The organism is Streptomyces sp. NBC_00212, from assembly GCF_045206365.1.
Taxonomy (GTDB): domain Bacteria; phylum Actinomycetota; class Actinomycetes; order Streptomycetales; family Streptomycetaceae; genus Streptomyces.
Genome location: NZ_CP108115.1, coordinates 4,825,259 through 4,850,801, shown reverse-complemented (window position 1 = coordinate 4,850,801; position 25,543 = coordinate 4,825,259). Strand labels below are relative to the sequence as shown.

Below are 25,543 nucleotides of genomic sequence, written 5' to 3'. Positions count from 1 at the left end.
GGCAGATCACTTGAGGGTGAGCCAGCGCGGGTCGAGGGCGATGGTCCTCAGCTCGCCCAGGGTGAGGGCGGGCTCGGCGCGGGTGGCTGCCTCGTTCTGGTTGCCGGTGTTGAAGGCGGAGACGACGACCCGGAACCCGTCGGGCCGCACGGTGTCGGCGGTCCACATGACCGCCCCGGCGCCGCCCTTCTCGCCCGGCTTCTTCGCCAGGCCGATCCGGGTGCCGTCCGGCAGCGTCGAGGTCGTACCTTCCGGGGCGACGTCCGACATCCCGGACTGCACATTGATCTGCACCAGGCTCTTGCCCTTGCCGTCGTCGAGCACGACGAAGGCGTAGCCGTCCTGGCCGCCCTTCTCGCCGACCTTGAGGCCCCTGCCCGCAGGGAGCAGCGCGATCAGCTGTTTCTGGACCGCCTCGGCGGAGGGCCCGCCGCCGACGGACCGCTCGGGCTTCGCGGGCTTCTCGGGCGCGCGGAGGGCGTCGGCCACCGAGAGCCACTTCGGCGAGATGACCAGTGCCTTGAGCTGCCCGGCAGTGAGCGGCGGGGTTTCCCGGCTGACCCGGGCGCCCTTCTCGGCGGGCGCGTTCCACTCGCTCGCGTCGATCAGGGTGCCCTTCGGGGTGAGCAGGACGGCCCGCCAGTCCTTCGTCGGCTCGCGCCGGTCGGGGTACTCGTAGCCCTGGAGCAGCATGTACCGCGAGCCGTCGGCCCGTTGCTCGGTCTGGCAGGAGTCGTAGTCCACGAAGGCCTTGGCGGGACAGGTGACCTGCTCGCGGCTGGACTCGGCGGCCGGATCGACCCTGCTCACTCCCAGAGCGACGAGGCCGGGCCCGTTCCCGTCGTCGAACACCCCGGACACGGACGCCGTGGACGAGACGTCCGGCTTGCCCGAGGCCTCCGGATCGCCCGGCCCGTTCCCCTGCTCCTTGGTCACGGTGCCCGGGGGCAGCAGCGACTTGAAGAGCGCGACCATCTTCTCGCCGCTCATGGCCCCGTCCGCCCGCTGCGTCGGCTTCGGCGGCGCGGCCACCGAGGAGTCCCCGCCGCCCCCGACGAACCCGGCGGCGTACGCACTTCCCAGGCCCACCGTGGCGAGCGCGAGCACACTGCCGGTGACGGCGGCCGTGCGGCGCCGGGCCAGCCGGCGGCGGCCCCGGACGAGGCCGGACTCCACCAGGTCGCGGCGGTCGCCGAGTTCGAAGCTGTCCCCGGTGTGCCGCATGGCCTCGCCGAGCCGGTCCTCAAAGGGCATGACAAACCACGCTTTCCTGATCCGGTCACTGAATCTGGTCGCTGAAATCTGGTCGCTGAAAAGGGATGCAACTGCCGTTGGACGCGCGGAAGTTGAGGCTCGGGCGTGTCAGTGGGAGGCGTACTCCGCGAGGGAGTCGCCGAGCCGTTCGCGGAGCTTGGCGAGGGCGCGCACCGAGCGGGTGCGGACGGCGGCCGAGCTGACGTTCATGGCGTCCGCCGTCTCCTCGATGCTGCGGTCCTCCCAGTAGCGGAGCACGATGACCACCCGGTCCTTGGGCGACAGCTGCCCCAGCGCGTCGAGCAGGGCCACGCGCAGCGCCGGGTCCTCGCCGGTGGCCGCCGCGCGGTCGGGGAGTTCACCGAGCGGCCGTTCGGTGGCCGAGCGGCGCCGACGGTGGGTGAGGAAGGCCCGTACGAGCACGGTCTGCGCATAGCCCGCCGGATTGTCGATCCGCGAGACGCGCCCCCACAGCGCGTACATCCGGCCCAGCGTCTCCTGCACGAGGTCCTCGGCGAGATGGGTGTCCCCGCTGGTCAGCAGGCAGGCGGACCGGAAGAGCTGCGCCGCGCGCCCCGTCGCGAACTCCCGGAACTCCTCGGCCCGGACCGACCGCACCGGCGGCCCGCTCGGTATCCCCGCCGGGCCCGGTCCCTCCGGCACCCCGTGCCGCCCCTGTCTCCACGGCTGCCTCACGGCCCGCCCCGCCCCCGCCCGTTGCTGGTTCTCCCTCTACACCCCACTGACGCGCGAGGCCCCCCGCAATGTTTCACCCGGGCTTTCGGGGCGGGAGGCCACGGTGTGCGTACGGGCGGGACTCAGACCCCCAGCTCACCGAACTCGGCCCCGAACTCCTCCGGGAACCCGGTCCACTTCAGCTCGGCGGGCAGGTGCGCCATGTCGTTGAAGAGCAGCACCGAGGCGGGCCGGTCGGGTGCGTACCGGATGACGGTCAGGGCGGCGTTGCAGTGGTTGAGCCCGATCCAGCGCCAGTCGGGGGCGTCGAGTGCGGCGCGCACCAGCCAGCCGATGAGGAAGCTGTGGGTGACGACGAGTTCGTGACGCGGGGAGGGTCCACTAAAGGGCCCGGTGCAGTGCGCCATGGCCTCCCGCACGAGCCTGGCCCCGGCCTCCCGCTCGCCCGGCTCCGGGTCACCGAGGAAGTCGAGGATGCGGTCGGCGTCCGATGCGGGGAGCTCGCCCCGCTCGGGCCGGTACGGCACGTAGTCCCCCGCCCATGCGGCCTCCGTCGCCGTTGCGCCGTCCAGCTCGGCGGCGATGAGCCGGGCGGTCTCGGCGGCCCGGCCGAGTGGCCCGTGGTGCACGGCGTCCAGCGGCACCCGGGCGAGCCGCCGCCCGAGCAACGCGGCCTGGCGCCGCCCCGCGTCGGTCAGCGCGGGCCCCTCGTGCCCGGCGTCGCCGTGCCGGGCGAGGTAGAGATAGCGGGTCGCGGTGGGCGGTACGGAGTGCTGCAAGCTACTGCTCCTTAGAACCTGAAAATTGTTCACTTTCCATTGACAGGACACGGCCCCGGGCTCAAAGGTTCCCCCATGACGCCGCCGCCTCTGCCGCCGCTGCCCGCCTTCCCGTCCGACTTCCTGTGGGGGGTGTCCGCCTCCGCGTTCCAGATCGAGGGCGCGGTGGACACCGATGGCCGGGGCCCGTCCACATGGGACGCGTTCACCAAGGAACCCGGCCGGATCAAGGACGGCTCGCACGCGGACAGGACCACCGACCACTACCACCGCTACCGCGAGGACGTCGCACTGATGGCCCGACTGGGCGTCGGGGCCTACCGGTTCTCGATCTCGTGGTCCCGGGTCCAGCCGACCGGTGAAGGCCCCGTCAACCAACAGGGCCTCGACTTCTACGACCGCCTGGTCGACGAGTTGTGCGCCGCCGGGATCACCCCCGTCCCCACTCTGTTCCACTGGGACACCCCGCTCGCCCTTGAGGAGCGCGGCGGCTGGCTGAACCGGGACACCGCGCAGCGGTTCGCCTCGTACGCCTCGATCGTCGCGGAGCGGCTCGCTGACCGGGTGCCGCGCTGGATCACCCTCAACGAGCCCGCCGAGATCACGCTCCTGGGGTACGGGCTCGGTGAACACGCCCCCGGAAAGCGGCTGATCTTCGACGCGCTGCCGGTCGCGCACCACCAACTCCTGGCCCATGGCATGGGAGTCGAGGCACTGCGGGCCGCCGGCGCGCGGGAGATCGGCATCGCTGCCTCGCACAGCCCGGTGTGGACGGCCGGCGACACGGACGAGGACCGCGCGGCCGCCGAGCTGTACGACACGCTGATGAACCGTCTCTTCGCCGACCCGATCCTGACCGGCGCCTACCCCGACGGCTGGGCCGACCTGATGCCGGGCCCAGTCGCCGAGGACCTGAAGATCGTCTCAACTCCCCTCGACTGGTACGGAATCAACTACTACAACCCGGCACTGGTGGGCGCACCGAAGGCGGACGCGGTAACAACCCTGGCCGGGATCGATCTCCCGCCGGACCTCCCCTTCGGCCTGCACGAGATCGAAGGCCACGAGCGCACGGACTTCGGCTGGCCGGTGGTCCCGGACGGCCTGCACGAGCTGCTCACCAACTTTCATACGCGGTACGGCGATTCACTGCCCCCTCTCCTCATAACGGAGAACGGCTGCTCCTACGGGGACGAGCCCGCCCCGGAGGAGCCGGGACGGGTGGCCGACGCCCGGCGGATCGCGTACCACGACGGCCATCTGCGCGCCCTGCACCGGGCGATGGCCGAGGGCGTGGACGTACGCGGCTACTTCATCTGGTCGATCCTGGACAACTTCGAGTGGGCGGAGGGCTACCGGCAGCGCTTCGGCCTGGTCCACGTCGACTACGAGACGCTGGCGCGCACGCCGAAGGACTCGTACGCCTGGTATCGCGATGTCATCCGGGGTGCCGGCAGCGATGTCTTCGGGTACGGGCGGTGACACTGGAGCCCGGGGCCAGAGCCCTGGGCAAGCCGGGTTCGGGCGAGGGGGATCGGCCGGGCGGGCGCTGGGTGGGGGCGCTGTCCCTGGCCAACCTGGGGGTGTGGGTGGGCTGGTTCGGCCCGCTGCAACTGCTCCTGGCCCGCCAGGCCGAACACTTCACGCCCACCCACAAAGCATCAACTCTCGCCTTGGTGACGGGAATTGGCGCTGCGGTGTCGATGGTGGCGAACCCGGTGTTCGGCGCGCTGTCGGACCGTACGACGGCGCGGGTGGGCCGCCGGATCCCCTGGGTCGTGGCGGGCGGCGCGGGCGGGTTCGCGGGCCTCCTCGTCCTGGCGTGGGCGCCGAGCGTGGCGGTGATGACGGCGGGCTGGTGCCTGGTGCAGCTGGCCCTGAACGCGTCGTTCGCCGCCCTGACGGCCGCGGTCCCGGACCAGGTCCCGCACCGCCGACGCGGAATGGTGGGCGGCTGGCTGGGAGTGTCACAGGTGGGCGGCATCCTGGTGGGCACGGCGTTGGCGACGGCGGCGGGCGGAATCGGGGCGGGCTACACGGCGTGCGCGGCCTTCTCCCTGCTCGCAGCCGTGCCGTACGTGGCGATGCGCAGGGACACCCGCCTACTGCCGGCCGATCAACTCCCCTTCCACTGGCGGGAGTTCGCGCGAGGCTTCTGGATAAGCCCTTCCCGCTTCCCGGACTTCGGCTGGGCGTGGCTGACGCGGTTCCTGATGAACCTGTCGTACTCGATCAGCACGATGTACCTGCTGTACTACCTGACCGACGCGGTGCACTACGCGGGCGACGCGGACACCGGGGTGCTCATCCTGACCGCGCTGGACGCGGTGACGCTGCTGGGCACGGTGGTGATCAGCGGCATCTGGTCGGACCGCACGGGCCGGCGCAAGGTCTTCGTGGTGTGGTCCGGCCTGGTGATCTCGGCGGCGACGCTGCTGCTCGCGGTATGGCAGACGTGGACGGGGGCGGTGGTGGCCTCGCTGGTGCTGGGCGTCGGGTACGGGGTGTACACGTCGGTCGACTTCGCGCTGCTCACGGACGTGCTGCCCAGCGCGACCGACCGGGGCCGCGACCTGGGCGTCATCAACATAGCCAACGCCCTCCCCCAGGTCCTGGCCCCCGTAATAGCGGCCCCGGTCGTGACGCACCTGGGCGGGTACGGGGTGCTGTACGCGCTGGCGGGGGCGATCGGGGTGAGCGGGTCTTTGCTGGTGGGGCGGATTCGGGGGGTGGGGTGAGGCGCGCGAAGCCTCAGCCGGGGTGGGCAAGCGCTTCCAGGCCCGGACCAGCCACCCTCGCCGCTGTGGCCGCCCTGCCCCTGTTACCCCCACAACACCGGCATAGGTCACTGCCATCGGCACAACGCCCGTGGCGACCTTCGACTGCCCGTTGGGCACGGCTCAGAAAGAAGCGCGCCGGCGTGAGGTAGCCACCGCCGAGCGACCGTGCCCTTCACCCCGCCCCACCCACCCCGAAAAAAGCAAAAGCCCCAGGTCACGGCGAGTGAGTCCTGAGGCTTCTACAGAGCCGCCTTCGGGATTCGAACCCGAGACCTACGCATTACGAGTGCGTTGCTCTGGCCAACTGAGCTAAGGCGGCACCGCCCTGCGCACCATGGTGCGAGCAGCAGCGTCGCCAAGTCTACACAGTTTCTGGAGTGGTCCCGACCAGGGTCGGGGCGGGCTCGGTCGGGGCTATGAGCAGCGCTTTCCCTTCGGCGGCGGGGTGCCGTCGAGGAGGTAGGTGTTGATCGCGGTGTCGATGCAGTCGCTGCCGCGGCCGTACGCGGTGTGGCCGTCGCCCTCGTAGGTGAGGAGAGTGCCGGAGGAGAGCTGGGCGGCGAGGGACTGGGCCCACTTGTAGGGGGTCGCCGGGTCGCGGGTGGTGCCGACGACCAGGATCGGGGCGGCACCCTTCGCCTCGATGCGGTGCGGGGCGCCGGTGGCCTTGACGGGCCAGTACGTGCAGTTCAGGCCGGACCAGGCGAAGCCGTCGCCGAACACCGGGGAGGCCTGCTCGAAGGAGGACAGCTGCGCCGTCACCTCGGTGGGGCCGGCGAAGGAGGGCGGCAGGTCCAGGCAGTTCACGGCGGCGTTGGCGAACATCAGGTTCGCGTACTTGCCGCTCGCGTCGCGCTCGTAGTACGAGTCCGCCAGGGCCAGCAGGCCCGCGCCGTCGCCGCTCATGGCGCGGGCCAGCGCGGTGCGCAGTTCGGGCCACGCGGCCTGGTCGTACATCGCGGCGATCACGCCCGTGGTGGCCAGGGACTCGCCGAGTTGTCGGCTCTGGCCGGTGGGAATCGGATTGGCGTCGGCGCCCTTGAAGAACTTCCGCAGGCGGTCCGAGGCGTCCTCGACGGAGGCGGAGCCCAGCGGGCAGTCCTTCTGCTTGATGCAGTCCGCGGCGAAGGACTGGAACGCCGTCTCGAAGCCCGCCGTCTGGTCGCGGTTCATGTCCAGGGAGGAGAGGGACGGGTCCATCGCACCGTCGAGGACCAGTCGGCCGGTGCGGGAGGGGAAGAGCTCCGCGTACGTCGCCCCGAGGAACGTGCCGTACGAGGCGCCGACGTAGTACAGCTTCTGGTCGCCGAGGACTCCCCTCAGAATGTCCATGTCACGGGCTGCCTCGACCGTGGAGACATGGGGCAGGACCTTGCCGGACTTCGCCTCGCAGCCGTTCGCGAAGTCCTTGAACGCCTTGGCCAGGGCGGTCTGTTCGGCCGGGTCGTCGGGGGTCTGGTCGACCTCCGTGTATGCGTCCATCTCCTTGCCCGTGAGGCATTCGACGGGTTCGCTGCGGGCCACGCCGCGCGGGTCCACGGCCACCATGTCGTAGCGGGCCCGCACCGGCGCGGGGTAGCCGATGCCCGCGTACGACTGGAGGTAGCCGACCGCCGAGCCGCCCGGGCCGCCCGGGTTGACCAGGAGCGATCCGATCCGCTTGCCGGGCCCGGTCGCCTTCACCCGGGCGACCGCCAGGTTGACCGACGGCCCGGCGGGTTTCGCGTAGTCGAGCGGCGCCTTCATCGTGGCGCACTCGAACTTCGCGACACCGCACGCCCGCCAGCTCAGCTTCTGTGTGTAGTACGGGGCGAGGCCCTCGCCCGTCGAGGCGTCGGCCGGCCCCGCCTTCGTCGCGGCCTGCGGGGACGCGGTCGCGGACGTGGACGAACTGCCCGACGAGCAGCCGGAGATGAGCAGGCCGGCCGTCGCGGCGGCGATGGCTGAAGTACGGAGCAGGCGCCTGGAGTCCATCTCCGGAGCGTATCCGCCTCGTGACGTGATGTATGCGGTGCGCGGCGGCGCGGCTCGTACGGGTGATCCCGTCAACCTCGCCCGCCCCGATTTCCCCCATGGTCGCTCCCCCCGGCCGGTTTCAGCCCGCTCGCAGCGCGAGCGTCATCGCTTCCACCGCCAGGAGCGGAGCCACGTTGCGGTCCAGTGCCTCGCGGCACGCCAGGATCGACTCGATGCGGCGCAGGGTGCGCTCGGGGCCGGACGCGCGGGCGATCCGGTCCACCGCGTCCCGTACGTCCTCGTTGGCGATGGCCGACCGGGTGCCCAGTTGCAGGGTGAGGACGTCCCGGTAGAAGCCGGTCAGCTCGGTGAGCGCGAGGTCCAGACTGTCGCGCTGCGTGCGGGTCTTACGGCGCTTCTGCTTGTCCTCCAGCTCCTTCATCACCCCGGCGGTGCCGCGCGGCATGCGGCCGCCGGCGACCCCGCCCATCGCCGCCTTGAGCTCCTCGGTCTCCTTGACGTCGACCTCCTCGGCCACCTGCTTGGCGTCGTCCGCGGCGGTGTCGACCAGCTCCTGCGCGGCCTTGAGGCAGCCGCCCACGTCGTCGACCCGAAGCGGCACCTTCAGGACCGCGGCCCGCCGGGCCCGGGCCAAGGCGTCGGTGGCCAGGCGGCGGGCCCGGCCGATGTGGCCCTGGGTGGCGCGGGCCGCCGCGTACGCGGCCTCGGGCTCGATGCCGTCGCGCCGGATCAGCACGTCGGCGACCGCCTCGACCGGCGGCGTGCGCAGGGTGAGGTGGCGGCAGCGGGACTTGATGGTGGGCAGCACGTCCTCCAAGGAGGGCGCGCACAGCAGCCACACCGTGCGGGGGGCGGGCTCCTCCACGGCCTTGAGGACGGCGTTGGCGGCCTGCTCCGTGAACCGGTCGGCGTCCTCGATGATGATCACCTGCCAGCGGCCGCCGGACGGCGACATCTGAGCACCCCGCACCAGCTCGCGGGTCTGCTTGACGCCGATGGTGAGGCCCTCGGTGGTGATGACCGTGACATCGGCGTGCGTACCGATCAGAGCCGTATGGCATCCGTCGCAGAAGCCGCAGCCCGGTGCGCCACCGAGCGCGCGGTCGGGGCTGACGCACTGGAGAGCGGCAGCGAAAGCGCGGGCCGTGGTGGGGCAGCCCGAGCCGGGCGGGCCGGTGAACAGCCAGGCGTGCGTCATCTTCGACGCCTCGGGGCGCGGCTGGCCGGAACGCTCGGCGGTGATGAGCACGTCGGCATCCCGGGCGGCGGCACCCAGCTGCTCCTGCACCCGCTCCTGGCCCACCAGGTCGTCCCATACGGCCATCGACTGCCCCTCCATACCTGCGGTCACTGCTGCGCCCCATTGTGCGCCACCCCACTGACAACGGACGCCGGCGGGCAAACCCCCACAGGACGGGAGAGTGCGGTGGCGCTCGGCGGTCCTGCGGCACTCAGAACTCTAGAAAATTCCGGCCCCCGAAACGATCGTGCCGGCACGCAACTTCCTCTGCGTGCCAGCACGAAGGCCGGGGCTGCGGCCTACCCCACCGGGGCGGGCCCGGCCCGGCAGATCTCGGGGCGAACCGGGGCGAACCGAGCGGTCCGATCCGGTCAGCGCCTGCGGCGGCCGCCGCGCGGGTTGTCGTCCTCGTCGTCGCGCGGGCCGAGCAGTTCGTCAGCGAGCGTCGGCAGGTCGTCCAGCGGGGTCTCCTCCGCCCAGTCCGAACGCCGGCGCTGGCGCTCCTGGCCCGTCTCCGGGTCGATCTGGGGCAGTTCACGCGTGCGCTCGTTGCCGCCGTCGCCCTGGTGGCCGGCCCCCCGCTCGTCGCGGAAGAGGCCCGGCGGCACCCGGTCCGCCGGATCGGCGTCGCGCACCGGCGGCAGCACCGCGGTCTCGTCGGCGGCCCGAGCATCGCGGCCGGCGTTACGGCCCGCGTCCCGCACCGACGGCAGAACCGTCGTCTCATCGGCGTCGGAGGCACGACCGGACTTGGTACCCGCCCCACCCATCGCATCCGGCTCGGCCACCGGCACCGGCTGGGTGACCTCGTTGGGCTCCGCGACCGGCACCGACTGGGTCACTTCATTCGGGCTGACCACCGGGGTCGCCACGGTGATCTCCGACTCCGAAACATCGGCGGAACGGGCCGAGCCGGACGAACCGGCGGAGCCGGGCGACCGGCCGGAACCAGCGGAGCCGACCGCCCCGGACGCGCTCGCCGCAGCCGAGCCGCTCTCCTTGGCGGCCGCCTCCGCCGCAGCGGCCACCGCCGCGGCCTCGGCCAGCCGACGCGCCTCCTCCGCGCGCAGCAACGCCTCCTCGGCCTTGCGCTGCTTCTCCAAGCGGCGCGCCTCCGCCTCGGCCCGCAGCCGGGCCTCGTCCTCCGCCTGCTTGCGCAGGCGTTCCTGCTCGGCCGCGCGCGCCTTCTCCTCGGCCTCGCGCCGTACGCGCTCCTCCTCGGCGAGCCGCCTGGCCTCCTCGGCCCGCTGCCGGGCCTCCTCCGCCTGACGCTCCTCCTCACGCAGGCGCGCCTCTTCGAGCTCGCGCCGCTTGCGCTCTTCTTCTTCGGCGCGCAGCTTGGCCAGCTGTGCCTGGCGCTCGCGCTCCAGGCGCTCCTCCTCGGCCTTGCGCGCGGCCTCCTCCTCGGCACGCTTGCGGGCCTCTTCCTCGGCCTTCTTGCGCGCCTCCTCCTGGGCCCTGACCTCGGCCTCGGAGAGCGGCAGCATCTGGTCTAGCCGGTGGCGTACGACCGTGGTGACGGCTTCCGGCTCCTGGCCGGCGTCGACCACCAGATAGCGCGAAGGGTCGGCGGCGGCCAGGGTGAGGAAGCCGGACCTCACCCGTCCGTGGAACTCCGGCGGCTCCGACTCCAGCCTGTCGGGCGCCTCCGTAAAGCGCTCGCGCGCCGTTTCGGGCGAAACATCGAGCAGAACGGTCAGATTCGGAACAAGTCCGCCAGTTGCCCACCGGTTGATCCGGGCAACTTCGGTCGGGGACAGATCACGACCGGCCCCCTGATAGGCCACGGAGGAGTCGATGTACCGGTCCGAGATGACGATCGCGCCGCGCTCCAGGGCGGGGCGCACCAGCGAGTCGACGTGCTCCGCGCGGTCGGCCGCGTACAGCAGCGCCTCGGCGCGGTTGGAGAGGCCGGCCGACGACACGTCGAGCAGGATCGACCGCAGCCGCTTGCCCACCGGCGTCGCACCGGGCTCACGCGTCACGACGACCTCGTGGCCCTTGGCCCGGATCCACTCGGCGAGCGCCTCGGCCTGGGTGGACTTGCCGGCCCCGTCGCCGCCCTCCAGGGCGATGAAGAAGCCGGTCGCGGCGGGTGCCTGGACCGGGTCGGCGCCGCGGACCGCGTCGGCCAGGTCGCGCCGCAGCGGCACGCCCTGGCGGTCGTCGGCCTTGGCGAGCACGACCGCAGCCATGGGCAGGAGCAGCGCGCCCACCAGCATCAGCGTGAATCCGGCGCCGCCGTGCGCGAAGACGAACGAGCCCGACTCGACACGGTGGCTGCCGATGGCCGCGGCAAGCAGCGGCGCGACGATGGCGCCGAGCCCTGTCGAGACCCGTACGACCGCCTGGAGGTGCTCGGCGGTGCGGGCCCTGCGGTACTCCTCGGTCTCCTGGTCGATCAGTACGTGCCCGGTGTTCGCGGCGACACCGGCGGCGACGCCCGCGATCAGCGCGATGAGCAGCACGGTCGCCAGGTCCGGCACCAGGCCTATGGCGAGCAGCGAGATGCCGGTGACGGCGATCGCCAGGGAGAGCAGGCGGCGCCGGGAGAGCACCGGAAGGATCTTGGCGGCGGTACGGATGCCAAGCACCGTGCCACCGGTCAGGGTGAGGATCAGGAGGGCGAACGCGGCCGGGCCACCGCCCAGGTCGACGGCGTGCAGCACGGCGACCGAGGCGGCCGCGGCGATGGCGGCCGTGATGGCGGCGCAGGCGAGCACGAGCAGCGGAACCGCGCCGGTACGTCCCCTGTCGGGGCCGTTTCCGGTGCTGGGCCTGCGCAGCCCCTCCAGCGGAGAACGGGCCCGCGGCGTCTGGGTGTCGGGCAGTTCGAGCAGGGCGACCACGGAGATCGACGCGGCGAAGAGCCCGGCGGCGAGGTAGGAGCCGAGCGCGGCCTGGTGCAGCTTGAACCAGTCGATGCCCGTTCCGAGCAGATTGCTCACGAGAGCCGCGACGAGCAGGGCGGCGGCGCCCAGCGGGATCGCCACGAAGGTCGTACGCAGCGAAAGCCTGCGCAGCGCGTCCAGGTGGTCCGGCAGCGGCCGGACGGCGGCCCCCTCCAAAGGAGGTGCGGGCAGCAGCGCGGGCGCCGCGCTCTCCTTGGCGACCGTCCAGAACCGTTCGGCGGCTCCCGCGAGGAACGCGGTGACGAGGATGAGGAGCAGGGCGTTGGCCGGCGTCCAGTCGATCCACAGCGGGGCGACGATCAGCAGCGCGGCCCGTACGCCGTCGGCGCCGACCATCGTCCAGCGCCGGTCGAGCGGCCCGTTCGGCGCGGTGAGCGCGGAGACCGGGCCAAGGAGCGCGGCCCCGAAGAGCACCGTCGCGAACACCCGGGCACCGAGCACCGCGGCGACGGCGAACGCCGCCCCCCGGTATCCGCCCCCGAAGGACTGCTGCTCCACCGCGGCCTGCAACGCCAGCAGCAGCGTGACGAGTACGGCGAGCGCGTCGCCGATCCCGCCCACCAGCTGTGCGCTCCACAACCGCCGCAGCGAAGGGATGCGCAGCAGGGCGCGTACGGCCCGCTCACGTGAGTCTGCGGCTAGGGCGTCGGAGATGGGGCTCACGACTCCTTCAGAGCTTGGGGGATGCTCGGCTCCTCGCGTCATCCGCCCAGCCTATCCGGAGCGCAGCGATCCTCGCGGGGGTGCCCGAACATATGGACGGACGAAGCGACTCGGGCTCCACCGGGGCTCAACGCGGAACGGGGGGCCGGGGCGTGTGCCCCGGCCCCCCGTCAACCGTCGGACCTACTCCGAAGCCGTGGCCTTCTTGGCCGCGGTCTTCTTCGCGGGAGCCTTCTTCGCCGCGGTCGTCTTGGACGCCGCGGTCTTCTTCGCGGCCGCCGTCTTCTTGGCCGGAGCCTTCTTCGCGGCGGTCTTCTTGGCGGGGGCCTTCTTCGCCGTCTTCTTGGCCGGGCCCTTGGCACGCTTCTCGGCGAGCAGCTCGAAGCCGCGCTCCGGCGTGATCTCCTCCACGCTGTCGGCGGTCCGCAGCGTCGCGTTGGTCTCGCCGTCGGTGACGTACGGGCCGAAGCGGCCGTCCTTCACCACGACCGGCTTCTCGCTGACCGGGTCGACGCCGAGCTCCTTGAGCGGGGGCTTGGCGGCGGCGCGGCCACGCTGCTTGGGCTGGGCGTAGATCGCCAGCGCCTCTTCGAGCGTGATGGAGAAGAGCTGGTCCTCGGTCTCCAGGGAGCGCGAGTCGGTGCCCTTCTTCAGGTACGGCCCGTAGCGCCCGTTCTGCGCGGTGATCTCGACACCCTCGGCGTCCGCGCCGACCACGCGCGGCAGCGACATGAGCTTGAGGGCGTCGTCCAGCGTCACGGTGTCGAGGGACATCGACTTGAAGAGCGAGGCGGTCCGCGGCTTGACCGCGTTCTTGCCGGTCTTCGGCGTGCCCTCGGGCAGGATCTCGGTGACGTACGGGCCGTAACGCCCGTCCTTGGCGACGATCTGGTGGCCGCTGACCGGGTCGGCGCCCAGCTCGAAGTCGCCGCTCGGCTTGGCGAGCAGCTCCTCCGCGTACTCGACGGTCAGCTCGTCGGGCGCCAGGTCGTCCTGTACGTCCGCGCGCTGGTGGCCCTCGGAGTCCTTCTCACCGCGCTCCACGTACGGGCCGTAGCGACCGACGCGCAGCACGATGCCCTCGCCGACGGGGAACGAGGAGATCTCGCGGGCGTCGATCGCGCCGAGGTCGGTCACGAGCTCCTTGAGCCCGCCGAGGTGGTCCCCGTCGCCGTTTCCGGCGGCCGAGGCGGAGCCGCCCGTCGCCGCGTCGCCCTCACCGAAGTAGAAGCGCTTCAGCCACGGCACCGCCTGGGCCTCGCCCCGCGCGATGCGGTCGAGGTCGTCCTCCATCTTGGCGGTGAAGTCGTAGTCGACGAGCCGGCCGAAGTGCTTCTCCAGGAGGTTGACCACGGCGAAGCTCAGGAACGACGGGACGAGCGCCGTGCCCTTCTTGAACACGTACCCGCGGTCCAGGATCGTGCCGATGATCGAGGCGTACGTCGAAGGACGCCCGATCTCGCGCTCTTCCAGCTCCTTGACCAGCGAGGCCTCGGTGTAGCGGGCCGGCGGCTTGGTCGCGTGGCCGTCCACCGAGATCTCCTCGGACGACAGCGCGTCGCCCTCGGCCACCTGCGGCAGCCGGCGCTCGCGGTCGTCGAGCTCGGCGTTCGGGTCGTCCGCGCCCTCGACGTACGCCTTCATAAAGCCGTGGAAGGTGATCGTCTTGCCGGACGCGGTGAACTCGGCTTGCCGGCCGTCACTCGCCCGCCCCGCGATCTTCACGGTCACCGAGTTGCCGACCGCGTCCTTCATCTGGGAAGCGACGGTCCGCTTCCAGATCAGCTCGTAGAGCCGGAACTGGTCGCCGGTCAGGCCGGTCTCGGCCGGGGTGCGGAAACGATCACCCGAAGGGCGGATCGCCTCGTGCGCCTCCTGCGCGTTCTTGACCTTCCCGGCGTACGTACGCGGCTTGTCCGGCAGGTAGTCGGCGCCGTACAACTGCGTCACCTGGGCCCGGGCGGCCGCGATGGCCGTGTCGGACAGCGTCGTGGAGTCCGTACGCATATAGGTGATGAAGCCGTTCTCGTACAGCTTCTGGGCGACCTGCATGGTCGCCTTGGCACCGAAGCCCAGCTTGCGCGAGGCCTCCTGCTGGAGCGTCGTCGTACGGAACGGGGCGTACGGCGAGCGGCGGTAGGGCTTGGACTCCACCGAGCGCACGGCGAAGGCGGAGTCGGCAAGCGCTGCGGCCAGGGCCCGCGCGTTCGCCTCGTCCAGGTGCAGGACGTCGCTCTTGAGTTGTCCGTCGGGACCGAAGTCGCGACCCTGCGCCACGCGCCGGCCGTCGACCGTGTTGAGCCGTGCCACCAGCGTGGACGGGTCGGAGGCGTCGCCCGCCCGGCCGGTGGAGAACGTCCCGGTCAGGTCCCAGTACTCAGCAGAACGAAACGCGATGCGCTCGCGTTCCCGCTCCACGACGAGTCGGGTGGCCACCGACTGGACGCGCCCGGCGGACAGCCGCGGCATGACCTTCTTCCACAGGACCGGCGAGACCTCGTAGCCGTAGAGGCGGTCGAGGATGCGGCGGGTCTCCTGGGCGTCGACCATGCGCTGGTTCAGCTCGCGCGGGTTGGCGACGGCGTCCCGGATCGCGTCCTTGGTGATCTCGTGGAAGACCATCCGGTGGACCGGGACCTTGGGCTTCAGAACTTCCTGCAGGTGCCACGCGATGGCTTCGCCCTCGCGGTCCTCATCGGTGGCGAGGAAGAGTTCGTCGGATTCGGCAAGGAGCTCCTTGAGCTTCCTGACCTGGGCCTTCTTGTCGGCGTTGACGACGTAGATCGGCTGGAAGTCGTGCTCGACGTCCACGCCGAGACGGCGCACCTCGCCGGTGTACTTCTCGGGCACCTCGGCGGCGCCGTTCGGCAGGTCGCGGATGTGCCCGACGCTCGCCTCGACGACATAACCGGGGCCGAGGTAGCCCTTGATCGTCTTCGCCTTGGCAGGAGACTCGACGATGACGAGTCGGCGGCCGCCCTTTGCGGTCTCGCTGGTCGGGGACAACTTCGCTCTTCTCTCCGGTCGGCACTCGGGTGTCAGTACATGACGCTGCGGAGTGTGACGGTACAACCCGCCCCCGTGTCAAACAGCAAAAGCCCGCAGCGGCCACTCGAACGGTAACCCGACTTACCGCGATCCTGCCGCCCGGACCGTCCCGAAGCCTTCCGAAAAGCGTTTCATCCCCTTTCGGACTAGATGCGGGCGAAGCACCAGAGGCCGAGGAGGAGGAAGGCGGCGCCGAAGGCGCTCGCGAGCACGGCCGAGGCGACCGGCGAGACCCCGTGCGCGACCGGCGTGCGGCGGCGCACGCAGGATGCCGTCCACAGCAGCAGAGCGCCCCCGAACAGCACGAACACCGTTCCCGCGAAGACCGCCGGCCCCGTCTCGGTCCCACCCATTGCGTTCATGGGCGCGATCCTGGTCACCACGCGGCACCCCCGGGCAGAGCCGGGGCCGCATTCCGGAGAACGCCGGGTGAACGGTCACCCGATCATGCACATTTCAGCCAGATCCCCCTCTCCTGATAACCCGTCGAGGCGTCGCACGTCACAGGGGCGTCGAGCGTCACATCACATCAAGCGTGGCCCGCCGCCCGCCGCCCCACTCGAAGACGGTCGGCAGCACCGCCGTGAGCAGGGCATATCCCAAGCCGACAGCCCATTCCGCACCGCCCCGGACCCAGGCGATGCCCCCTTCCGTCCGCCAGGCGTCGGGCCGCGTCCGCCGCGCGCGTCAGCGGCAGTACGTCACCTGTCGTACGCATCCACCCCGGCAGCGCCTGCTGGAGCACGCTCGCTCCGGTGAGCAGCAGGGCGGAACCGCCCCCTCCTCGCGCCCGCGCGGCCTGGCCAGGGCGGGCTCCCCCTTGGCCTGCGGCGCCAGCCCGGCGAACAGCGCGTTGATGCCCCCGGCCGCGAACGCCCGGGCCCTGACCAGGACTTCGTCCTTGACGAGCCGTCGCGGCGCCGGCCGCTCATTGACCAACGCGCCGTCCCGGTACGCCTGGTGGCGTGCGCGAGCGCCGCGCACGCCCCTGCGGATCCTCTCGGCAGGGACGGACCGATAGGAACGGACCAGCGCATCGTCGCCCATGCCCGGGTGGTGCTCGGCGATCTGCCGACGTACGGCCTGCGGAAGCGGCTCCCGCAGCGCGGGCCACCTTCTCTACCGGCGTCGTCCCGATCGGGCGGGGCAGGACGAAGTCCCGGAAGTTCAAAGGCTGTCGGTGGTCCGGGGCTACCAGCTACCGCGCCCGCCACAGCGGGCCGGCGGCTATTCGCGTCGCCCCCGGCGCCGCCCCGTCCAGCTCGGTCCCGATCACTCGTCCCCCTCCCGCCCCTCCCTCATCGGGTTACTCCCCCACCGGCTCCAGGAAGCCCTGCTCGACCAGGAGCCGGATGGCTTCCGGCGTACGGTCCCGCAGCCGGACCGGGTCCTCGTCGATCAGCTGGGCGATCGCGTCCAGGATCCGGCCGGCCGGCAGCTGCCCGTCGCAGACGCCCGCGAACCCGGCGCCCACCGTGTCCACCTTGGTGGCCCGGCGCATGCCACGGTTCTGCCGCAGCACCACGTGCTCCGGGTCCTCGGCGCCCGGCAGACCCACCTGCTCCTGCACCACCTCGTCGGCGAGGCGGAACCGGTCGGCGAGCAGCGCCGCGTCGTCGTGCCGGCGCAGATAGTCCTGCCGCTCGAAGTGCGCGTGCACCGCGTCGCCGAGCGGCTGCTCGACCGGGTGCGGCCACTCCTCGGCCACGATGGACGGCTGCTCGCTGTCCGTGCGGCGCAGGGTGATCCAGCCGAAGCCGACGGCCTTGGTCTTGCGCGCCTCGAACTCGTCCAGCCACGCCTCGTAGCGCTCCGCGTACCGGGCCGGGTCGGTGTGGTGGTCCCCGGCGTCGCGCAGCCACAGCTCGGCGTACTGGGTGATGTCCTGGACCTCGCGCTGCACGATCCAGGCGTCGCAGCCGCGCGGGACCCAGGAGCGGAGCCGGTCCTGCCACTCCTCGCCCTCGACGTGCTGCCAGTTGGCCAGGAACTGGGCGTACCCGCCGGGGTTGAGTCGCTCCCCCGCCTGCTGAACGAGCGTGCGGCACAGATCGTCCCCGCCCATTCCGCCGTCCCGGTAGGTCAGCCGGGCACCGGGCGAGATCACGAACGGCGGGTTGGACACGATCAGGTCGTACGTCTCCTCGCCCACCGGCTCGTACAGCGAGCCCGTCCGCAGCTCGGCCTCCGGCGCGCCGGACAGCGCGAGGGTGAGCCGGGTGAAGTCGAGCGCGCGCGGGTTCAGGTCGGTGGCGGTGACGCGGGTGGCGTGCTGCGCGGCGTGCAGCGCCTGGATGCCGGAGCCGGTACCGAGGTCGAGGGCCGAGCCCACGGGCAGCCGGACCGTGATGCCGGCCAGCGTCGTGGAGGCGCCGCCGACGCCGAGCACCATGGCCTCGTCACGCCCGCTCGCCCCGCCCGCGCCGCCGACCGCGCAGCCCAGGTCGGAGACGATGAACCAGTCCTGGCCCTCGGGGCCGCCATAGGGCCGCACGTCCACCGTGGCCCGCACCTCGTCGCCCTCGCGGACCACCCAGCCGTCCGCGAGGGCCTCCTCCAGCGGCAGGGCCGCGCGGGCGCTCTCGTACGGAACGGGCTGCTGGAGCAGGAAGAGCCGCACCAGCGTGTCGAGCGGCGCCCGCCCGCGGGTGGCGCGCAGGGCGGGGACGGTCTCGCTGCGGGCCAGCGCGGCGTACGCGGGAGCGCCGAGCAGGTCGAGCAGGCCGTCGGCGGTGAAGGCGGCGGCGAGCAGGGCGTCACGCAGGCGGGCTGCGTGATCGGGCGCGGGAAGACTGGTCGTACTCACCCGGCCATTGTGGCCGCTGCCACTGACAATCACCCCATCACGGCCGTGGCCCGGCCCCCGTTGGGGGTCCGGGCCACGATCGAGGGCGCGCGCGGGTTACGACTTCGGGGTGCCCGAGGCCGAGCCGGACGGCGATGCGGAGCCCGAGGGCGACGCGGCCGGTGCGCCCGCGCCCGACGCCGAGGGCGCGGGGGAGGACGGCGTCTGCTTCTGGCAGCCGGGCTGCTTCTGCATGGCCTTGCCGATGTCGCCGGACTCCAGCTTCTTCAGGGAGGCGTCACCCGTCGAGCTGATCTTGCCGAGCTCGGTCGCGATGTCCTCCAGGCCCTTGGCGAACGCCGCCTGGTCGCCGGCGTTGAGCGCGTCGACCTTCTTCTTGAGGTTCGCGTACGACACGGAGGAGGCGTTCAGTTCCTTGACGGCCTCCTGCTGGGTGGTGGCGCCGTCCTTGACCGGCGGAGCTCCGGCCTTGTCGACGGCCGCGCCCAGCGCCTTGTAGGCGTCCGAGATCTGCTGGAAGGCGGCCGAGTCGGTCTTCTGCACGTCGGCCGGCTTGCTGTCGTCACGCGTCTGCGCCTGGATGGCCGCGTTCGCGTCGGTGATCTTCTTGAACTGGGGCTGGGCCGTGTTGCAGAAGGTCTTCGCCCAGTCGTCGACCTTCTTGTTGGAGTCGTCGCTGCAGCCCGACAACGTCAGCATCAGTACCGCACCGCCGGACAGTGCGGCCGCAAGCTTCTTGTTCACCGGTTTGGTCCCTTCCAAGGCTCTCGGCCCCGGAACATACACGCCAAGTGGGCGACAAACGCTTGCCGTCCGTGCAGTCTGCCCCCTATTGAAGCCATTTGCACCAAGCAGAACGGGCAGACGGTGTGTCAAACCCCACCGTCCGCCCGTCCCTTGCTGCACGTACGGCTACGAAACCACCGCCGGGTCCGCCGACTTCGCGACCCGCTCGTTGTTGCCGTCGTCACCCACGGCCACGCCGCGCCGCTTCGAGACGTACACCGCTCCGACGATGACGATGATGGCGAGCGCCGCCACGATCCCTCGTACGGCCGGGTTCGCGTCGCCTCCGTAGGAGAACTTCACGATGGCCGGCGCGATCAGGAGTGCCACCAGGTTCATCACCTTGAGCAGCGGGTTGATCGCGGGGCCCGCGGTGTCCTTGAAGGGGTCGCCGACGGTGTCGCCGATGACCGTGGCGGCGTGGGCCTCACTGCCCTTTCCGCCGAAGTGGCCGTCCTCGACCAGCTTCTTGGCGTTGTCCCAGGCGCCGCCCGAGTTGGCGAGGAAGACCGCCATCAGCGTGCCGGTGCCGATCGCGCCCGCGAGGTAGGAGCCGAGGGCTCCGACACCGAGGGTGAAGCCGACCGCGATGGGCGCGAGCACCGCGAGCAGGCCGGGGGTTGCCAGCTCGCGGAGCGCGTCCTTCGTGCAGATGTCGACGACTCGCCCGTACTCCGGCTGCTCGGTGTAGTCCATGATCCCGGGGTGCTCGCGGAACTGCCGCCGCACCTCGAAGACCACCGAACCGGCCGACCGGGACACGGCGTTGATCGCGAGCCCCGAGAAGAGGAAGACGACCGCCGCGCCCAGCATCAGCCCGACCAGGTTGTTGGGCTGGGAGATGTCCATGCTCAAGGTGAGCTCGGTCGTCTTGGCGTGGACGTCGTTGACGGCCGTCCCGATGGCGTCCTTGAAGGAGCCGTAGAGCGCCGAGGCCGCCAGTACGGCGGTGGCGATCGCGATGCCCTTGGTGATGGCCTTGGTGGTGTTGCCCACGGCGTCCAGGTCGGTGAGCACCTGGGCGCCCGCTCCCTGGACGTCGCCGGACATCTCCGCGATGCCCTGGGCGTTGTCGGAGACCGGGCCGAACGTGTCCATGGCGACGATCACGCCGACCGTGGTGAGCAGACCGGTGCCGGCCAGCGCCACCGCGAACAGAGCGAGCATGACCGAGGTGCCGCCGAGCAGGAAGGCCCCGTACACGCCGAGACCGATCAACAGGGCGGTGTAGACGGCCGATTCGAGCCCGAGGGAGATACCGGCCAGGACGACCGTGGCGGGCCCGGTGAGCGAGGACTTGCCGATGTCCCGGACAGGACGCCGGGTCGTCTCGGTGAAGTACCCCGTCAGCTGCTGGATCAGCGCGGCGAGCACGATGCCGATGGCGACGGCGACGAGCGCGAGGATCCGCGGGTCGCCGTTGTGGGTCTTGATCACGTCGTCCGTGACGCCGTTCAACTTGGCGTACGAGGACGGCAGGTAGACGTAGACCGCGACGGCCACCAGGGCCAACGAGATCACCGCGGAGATGAAGAAGCCGCGGTTGATGGCCGACATTCCGCTGCGGTCGGCGCGCCGCGGGGCGACCGCGAAGATGCCGATCATCGCGGTGACCACGCCGATCGCCGGGACGATCAGCGGGAAGGCGAGGCCCGAGTCGCCGAACGCCGCCTTGCCGAGGATCAGCGCCGCGACCAGGGTCACGGCGTACGACTCGAACAGGTCGGCCGCCATGCCGGCGCAGTCGCCGACGTTGTCGCCCACGTTGTCCGCGATGGTGGCGGCGTTGCGCGGGTCGTCCTCGGGGATGCCCTGTTCGACCTTGCCGACCAGGTCGGCGCCGACGTCGGCCGCCTTGGTGAAGATGCCGCCGCCGACACGCATGAACATCGCGATCAGGGCCGCACCGAGGCCGAAGCCCTCCAGGACCTTGGGCGCGTCGGCCGCGTACACGAGCACGACGACCGAGGCGCCGAGCAGGCCGAGGCCCACCGTGAACATGCCGACGACGCCGCCGGTACGAAAAGCGATCTTCATGGCCTTGTGGGAGACCGTGGTGAGATCTTTTTCGGGTTCGCCTTCCGCGGGAGTCGCCTCTCGGGCGGCTGCCGCGACGCGCACATTCGCGCGCACGGCGAGACGCATCCCGATGTATCCCGTCGTCGCCGAGAAGACGGCGCCGATCAGGAAGAACACGGAACGGCCTACGCGCTGCGACCAGTTGTCGGACGGCAGCAGGAACAGCAGGAAGAACACCACGACGGCGAAGACGCCGAGGGTGCGCAACTGCCGGGTCAGATAGGCATTTGCGCCTTCCTGAACGGCGGCCGCGATCTTCTTCATCGAATCGGTGCCCTCGCCGGCCGCGAGGACCTGGCGCACCAGCAATTGCGCCACGATCAGGGCCGCCAGCGCGACAGCCGCGATGACGATCACGATCAGCCGGTTGCCGTCGGTCAGGACCGCGGCAGCTAGGGATGTGGGGTGGTCGAGTTCCGTTGGGTTGAAGAGCCCCGCCATTCGTCCTCCTTGACGCTCAGAGCTCAAGATGTGGACGGATTGTAGGTAGCGGAACACGATCAAAACAGGGCGCCGCAAATGGAATTGACCTTCATCGGCTCATCAGAGAGAGATCCGGTCACGAGAAAGCCCCCGAAAGCGGTAATGGGGCAAACGCATTGACGCTTGATCGGCGATCTAGGTACGAGACCCCGAAATCTGGCTCAAGAAATGAAAAAGGCCCTGCTCAGCAGGGCCCGTCCCAGTATCGAAAAGAAGTGGATCAGGGAAGCAACGTGGCCGGTGTGGTGGGCCAGCTCATCCGGATGACACCACCGGACTCGCCGGAGGTGACCTCCACATCGTCCACAAGCCCACTGATGACAGCGAGGCCCATTTCGTCCTCCGCGCCGTCGTCGAGCTCGTCGTCGGGGGACGGGCCGCGCACCCCCGGCACCGCCGAAGCGCCGCCGCCCGACCCCGGCACCTCGTCACCGACCTCGATGGAGAACAGCTTCTCCTCCTCGGTCAGGACGACGCGGACAGGGGCATCGATGCCGTGCGAGCGGTGCAGCCCCACGGCACGGCTGCACGCCTCGCCGACGGCGAGTCTGACCTCGTCGAGCACTGCCTCGTCGACCCCGGCCCGGCGCGCCACGGCGGCCGCCACCAGACGGGCCGTCCTGACATGCTCGGGCTGGGCACTGAAACGGAGTTCAACGGTGGCCATTGGCGATCCCCCTCGAACGTACGGGCGTACATCTCAGGGGCCCCGGGCCAAAGTGCCGCCCGGCGCCCCTGTCCTTCCTCCGGAGCCGTCCGCGGACGGCCACCGTCAGTCGGTCGCGTTGACGGCCTCGTCGACCGAGCCGTGGATCGGGAACACCTTGGTGAGCCCAGTGATCCGGAAGATCTTCAAAATGCGCTCCTGGTTGCAGACCAGGCGCAGCGAGCCCTCGTGCGCGCGCACGCGCTTGAGCCCACCGACGAGCACACCCAGGCCGGTGGAGTCGAGGAAGTCCACGCCCTCCATGTCGACAACCAGGTGGTAGCTGCCGTCGTTCACCAACTCGACCAACTGCTCGCGCAGCTTGGGCGCGGTATACACATCAATCTCGCCACCGACCTCGACGACCGTACGGTCGCCACCAGGGCCGGACACATTGCGAGTCGACAGGGACAGGTCCACGGATCCTCCAGCACCTTGCTATCGAGCGGCCGCCCCCTGAGTCTCCCCGGCGGAGCCAGAGAACGGATCGCCAGCCGCGATGGCATTCAATCACTTACCAGCAGCCATGCACGACGCCTTGGGACCATTGTCCGCTACGCCAGTGACACACTCGGTGCCGATGGCCAGGAATCACCGCCCCAGAACACCCGCCGACAGCACGGGTGAACGACCCGACCCCGGCACGGTCCTCGACCGGCTCGCCGCAGGGGCCGACCGGGCTGCGCGCATCACTCATACGGAGCACTTGCCCCCGCGTGCGGGCCGTCATGCAGTCTGGCCGCACCTCATCCGCCCGGAAGTGATCAACGCCATTCAGGACGCCGGCGTCGAGCACCCCTGGGCCCATCAGGCCGCCGCCGCCGAGCACGCCCTGAACGGCGAGTCGGTCGTGATCGCCACCGGCACCGCCTCCGGCAAGTCGCTCGCCTACCTGGCGCCCGTCCTCAGCACGCTCCTGGACGGCTCCGAGGCCCCCAACGGCCGCGGCGCGACCGCCCTCTACCTCGCCCCGACCAAGGCCCTGGCCGCCGACCAGCGCCGCTCGGTGAAGGCCCTCGCGGCCCCGCTGGGCAACGCGATCCGGCCCGCCGTGTACGACGGCGACACCCCGGTCGAGGAACGCGAATGGGTACGCCAGTACGCGAACTACGTCCTCACCAATCCGGACATGCTGCACCTGGGCATCCTGCCCTCCCACCCCAGGTGGGCCTCCTTCCTGCGCGCCCTGCGCTATGTCGTCATCGACGAGTGCCACACCTACCGCGGCGTCTTCGGCTCCCACGTCGCCCAGGTCCTGCGCCGCCTTCGCCGCCTGTGCGCCCGCTACGGCGCCGACCCGGTCTTCCTGCTCGCCTCCGCCACGGCCGCCGAGCCCGCCCTGGCCGCGGGCCGCCTGACCGGCCTGCCCGTCGTCGAGGTCGCCGACGACGCCTCCCCGCGCGGCGAACTGGTCTTCGCCCTGTGGGAGCCCCCGCTCACCGAGCTGGCCGGCGAGAAGGGCGCCCCGGTGCGCCGCACCGCCATCGCCGAGACCGCCGACCTCCTCACCGACCTGGCCGTGCAGGGGGTCCGCACGGTCGCCTTCGTCCGCTCCCGGCGCGGCGCCGAACTCATCTCCGTCATCGCCCAGGAGCGCCTGTACGAGGTCGACCGGACCCTCGCCCGGCGCGTCGCGGCCTACCGGGGCGGCTACCTGCCCGAGGAGCGCCGTGCCCTGGAGCAGGCCCTGCACTCCGGCGAGCTCCTGGGCCTGGCCGCCACCACCGCCCTGGAACTCGGCATCGACGTCTCCGGCCTCGACGCCGTACTGATCGCGGGCTACCCGGGCACCCGGGCCTCGCTGTGGCAGCAGGCGGGCCGGGCCGGGCGCTCGGGCCAGGGCGCCCTGGCCGTCCTGATCGCCCGCGACGACCCGCTGGACACCTACCTCGTCCACCACCCCGAGGCGCTGTTCCAGCAGCCCGTCGAGTCCACCGTGCTCGACCCGGACAACCCGTACGTCCTGGCCCCCCATCTGTGTGCGGCGGCGGCCGAACTCCCGCTCACCGAGGCCGACCTGGAGCTGTTCGGCCCCGCGAGCCCTGAGCTCATGCCGCAGCTGGAGCAGGCGGGCCTGCTCCGGCGCCGCAGCAACGGATGGTTCTGGACCCGCCGCGAGCGGGCCGCCGACCTCACCGACATCCGGGGCGGTGGCGGCCGCCCGGTCCAGATCGTCGAGGCCTCGACGGGACGGCTGCTCGGCACGGTCGACGCGTCCGCCGCCCACACCACCGTCCACGACGGCGCCGTCCACCTCCACCAGGGCCGTACGTACCTGGTGAAACACCTGGACCTGGAGGATTCCGCCGCCCTCGTCGAGGAGGCGAGCCCGCCCTATTCGACCGTCGCCAGGGACACCACCTCCATCTCCGTCCTCTCCACCGACACCGAGATCCCGTGGGGAGCCGGCCGCCTCTGCTACGGCTCCGTCGAGGTCACCAACCAGGTCGTCTCCTTCCTGCGCCGCAAACTGATCACCGGCGAGGTGCTTGGCGAGACGAAGCTCGACCTGCCGCCCCGCACCCTGCGCACCCGGGCCGTGTGGTGGACGGTCACCGAGGACCAGCTCGACGCCGCCCGCATCAACCCGGAGATCCTCGGCGGCGCCCTGCACGCCGCCGAGCACGCCTCCATCGGAATGCTGCCGCTCTTCGCCACCTGCGACCGCTGGGACATCGGGGGCGTCTCCGTCCCGCTGCACCCGGACACCCTGCTGCCCACGGTCTTCGTGTACGACGGCAACCCGGGCGGCGCCGGATTCGCCGAGCGCGCCTTCCACACCGCCGCGCGCTGGCTGACCGCGACCCGCGAGGCGATCGCGTCCTGCGAGTGCGAGGCCGGCTGCCCGTCCTGCATCCAGTCGCCCAAGTGCGGCAACGGCAACGACCCCCTGCACAAGCGGGGCGCCGTCCGCCTCCTCACGGAACTGCTGCGGGGAGCCCCGGAACAGCCGGGGACGGCCCCGCCCGGGCCCTGACGCTCGGCGCGTACGGGCCGAACCTCGCCCGCACCCGTACGTCCGCGATCTCTCCCACCACCGTGCAGCGCACCAGCTCCGCGCCCTGGGCCCGGGCCACCTCGATGGCCTTGGCGCAGGCGTCCGGCGAGCCCCACAGGGCCCGGTCGGCCGCCGCGAGCGCGGCCAGGTCGGCGGCCCCGCCGGCCCGGTGCCGGGCGGCCACCGCCTGACCGAGGCACAGCACGGCCGCGAACACGGCACACATCGTGGCGGCCGTCAGCGCCACCCATACGGTGGCGGAGCCCCGGTCGGCACAACTCCGGCCCTGTGCACATCGGTCCAGCAGGGCCCGGCCCAGTCGTCGCACGGGACCTC

Annotated in this window: 18 protein-coding genes and 1 tRNA gene; 3 read left to right on the top strand and 16 right to left on the bottom strand. The window is 71.4% G+C overall.

Translation table 11 applies throughout. The annotated features are described in order from the left end of the window. Positions 1–6: 6 nt before the first annotated feature. The 3 genes from OHA17_RS22295 to OHA17_RS22285 all read right to left on the bottom strand — a co-directional run bounded on the left by OHA17_RS22295 (position 7) and on the right by OHA17_RS22285 (position 2,729). Positions 7–1,254 carry a hypothetical protein gene (locus tag OHA17_RS22295; RefSeq protein WP_406508058.1) on the bottom strand — a complete coding sequence of 416 codons (1,248 nt, stop codon included), beginning with the start codon at positions 1,252–1,254 and terminating at the stop codon, positions 7–9. A 108-nt stretch (positions 1,255–1,362) separates the two neighbouring features. Continuing rightward, positions 1,363–1,872 carry a SigE family RNA polymerase sigma factor gene (locus OHA17_RS22290; protein WP_398878807.1) on the bottom strand — a complete coding sequence of 170 codons (510 nt, stop codon included), beginning with the start codon at positions 1,870–1,872 and terminating at the stop codon, positions 1,363–1,365. A gap of 200 nt (positions 1,873–2,072) precedes the next feature. Further along, a complete protein-coding gene (locus tag OHA17_RS22285; RefSeq protein ID WP_406508057.1) occupies positions 2,073–2,729 on the bottom strand; it encodes a histidine phosphatase family protein in 657 nt (218 codons plus the stop codon). Positions 2,730–2,804: 75 nt separating this feature from the next. On the opposite strand from OHA17_RS22285, the gene OHA17_RS22280 reads away from it, so the two are divergent. Together OHA17_RS22280 and OHA17_RS22275 are read left to right on the top strand one after the other, a co-directional pair. After that, entirely contained in the window at positions 2,805–4,211 is a 1,407-nt protein-coding gene (locus OHA17_RS22280) for a GH1 family beta-glucosidase (RefSeq protein ID WP_406508056.1), read from the top strand. Then, positions 4,208–5,467: an MFS transporter gene (locus OHA17_RS22275; RefSeq protein ID WP_406508055.1), complete on the top strand. Its 1,260-nt coding sequence runs from the start codon at positions 4,208–4,210 to the stop codon at positions 5,465–5,467. Before OHA17_RS22280 ends, OHA17_RS22275 begins: the two co-directional genes overlap by 4 nt. A 287-nt stretch (positions 5,468–5,754) precedes the next feature. Here the strand turns inward: OHA17_RS22275 and OHA17_RS22270 are convergent. From OHA17_RS22270 to OHA17_RS22215, 12 genes are all read right to left on the bottom strand, one after another. Next, positions 5,755–5,828 (bottom strand) — tRNA-Thr (locus tag OHA17_RS22270). Between the two features lie 95 nt (positions 5,829–5,923). Beyond that, positions 5,924–7,483: an alpha/beta hydrolase gene (locus OHA17_RS22265; RefSeq protein WP_406508054.1), complete on the bottom strand. Its 1,560-nt coding sequence runs from the start codon at positions 7,481–7,483 to the stop codon at positions 5,924–5,926. A gap of 121 nt (positions 7,484–7,604) precedes the next feature. Next, entirely contained in the window at positions 7,605–8,810 is a 1,206-nt protein-coding gene (locus OHA17_RS22260) for a DNA polymerase III subunit delta' (protein WP_406508053.1), read from the bottom strand. A gap of 287 nt (positions 8,811–9,097) precedes the next feature. Continuing rightward, on the bottom strand, positions 9,098–12,343 hold the full coding sequence (gene tmk, locus OHA17_RS22255; protein WP_406508052.1) for a dTMP kinase: 3,246 nt from the start codon (positions 12,341–12,343) through the stop codon (positions 9,098–9,100). A gap of 141 nt (positions 12,344–12,484) precedes the next feature. Next, a complete protein-coding gene (topA, locus tag OHA17_RS22250) occupies positions 12,485–15,307 on the bottom strand; it encodes a type I DNA topoisomerase (RefSeq protein WP_406508051.1) in 2,823 nt (940 codons plus the stop codon). A 188-nt stretch (positions 15,308–15,495) separates the two neighbouring features. Further along, on the bottom strand, positions 15,496–15,711 hold the full coding sequence (locus OHA17_RS22245; protein ID WP_398878631.1) for a hypothetical protein: 216 nt from the start codon (positions 15,709–15,711) through the stop codon (positions 15,496–15,498). 325 nt (positions 15,712–16,036) lie between these two features. Next, a complete protein-coding gene (locus OHA17_RS22240) occupies positions 16,037–16,333 on the bottom strand; it encodes a hypothetical protein (protein WP_406508050.1) in 297 nt (98 codons plus the stop codon). A 322-nt stretch (positions 16,334–16,655) separates the two neighbouring features. Next, positions 16,656–18,155 (bottom strand): methyltransferase, encoded by a 1,500-nt coding sequence (locus OHA17_RS22235; protein ID WP_406508049.1) that lies wholly within the window; start codon positions 18,153–18,155, stop codon positions 16,656–16,658. Positions 18,156–18,251: 96 nt separating this feature from the next. Next, positions 18,252–18,899 carry a hypothetical protein gene (locus OHA17_RS22230; protein WP_053728097.1) on the bottom strand — a complete coding sequence of 216 codons (648 nt, stop codon included), beginning with the start codon at positions 18,897–18,899 and terminating at the stop codon, positions 18,252–18,254. A 168-nt stretch (positions 18,900–19,067) separates the two neighbouring features. After that, the gene (locus tag OHA17_RS22225) at positions 19,068–21,461 is read right to left on the bottom strand and encodes a sodium-translocating pyrophosphatase (RefSeq protein WP_406508048.1); all 2,394 of its coding nucleotides are present in this window, start codon (positions 21,459–21,461) and stop codon (positions 19,068–19,070) included. A gap of 262 nt (positions 21,462–21,723) precedes the next feature. After that, on the bottom strand, positions 21,724–22,170 hold the full coding sequence (locus tag OHA17_RS22220; protein ID WP_398878635.1) for an ATP-binding protein: 447 nt from the start codon (positions 22,168–22,170) through the stop codon (positions 21,724–21,726). A gap of 105 nt (positions 22,171–22,275) precedes the next feature. After that, the gene (locus OHA17_RS22215) at positions 22,276–22,629 is read right to left on the bottom strand and encodes an STAS domain-containing protein (RefSeq protein WP_053728100.1); all 354 of its coding nucleotides are present in this window, start codon (positions 22,627–22,629) and stop codon (positions 22,276–22,278) included. 79 nt (positions 22,630–22,708) lie between these two features. On the opposite strand from OHA17_RS22215, the gene OHA17_RS22210 reads away from it, so the two are divergent. Further along, positions 22,709–25,186 (top strand): DEAD/DEAH box helicase, encoded by a 2,478-nt coding sequence (locus OHA17_RS22210; protein ID WP_406508047.1) that lies wholly within the window; start codon positions 22,709–22,711, stop codon positions 25,184–25,186. Here OHA17_RS22210 and OHA17_RS22205 read toward each other — a convergent pair. Beyond that, the gene (locus OHA17_RS22205; protein ID WP_406508046.1) at positions 25,128–25,535 is read right to left on the bottom strand and encodes an Rv3654c family TadE-like protein; all 408 of its coding nucleotides are present in this window, start codon (positions 25,533–25,535) and stop codon (positions 25,128–25,130) included. The two genes, OHA17_RS22210 and OHA17_RS22205, sit on opposite strands and share 59 nt — an antisense overlap. Positions 25,536–25,543: the final 8 nt, after the last annotated feature.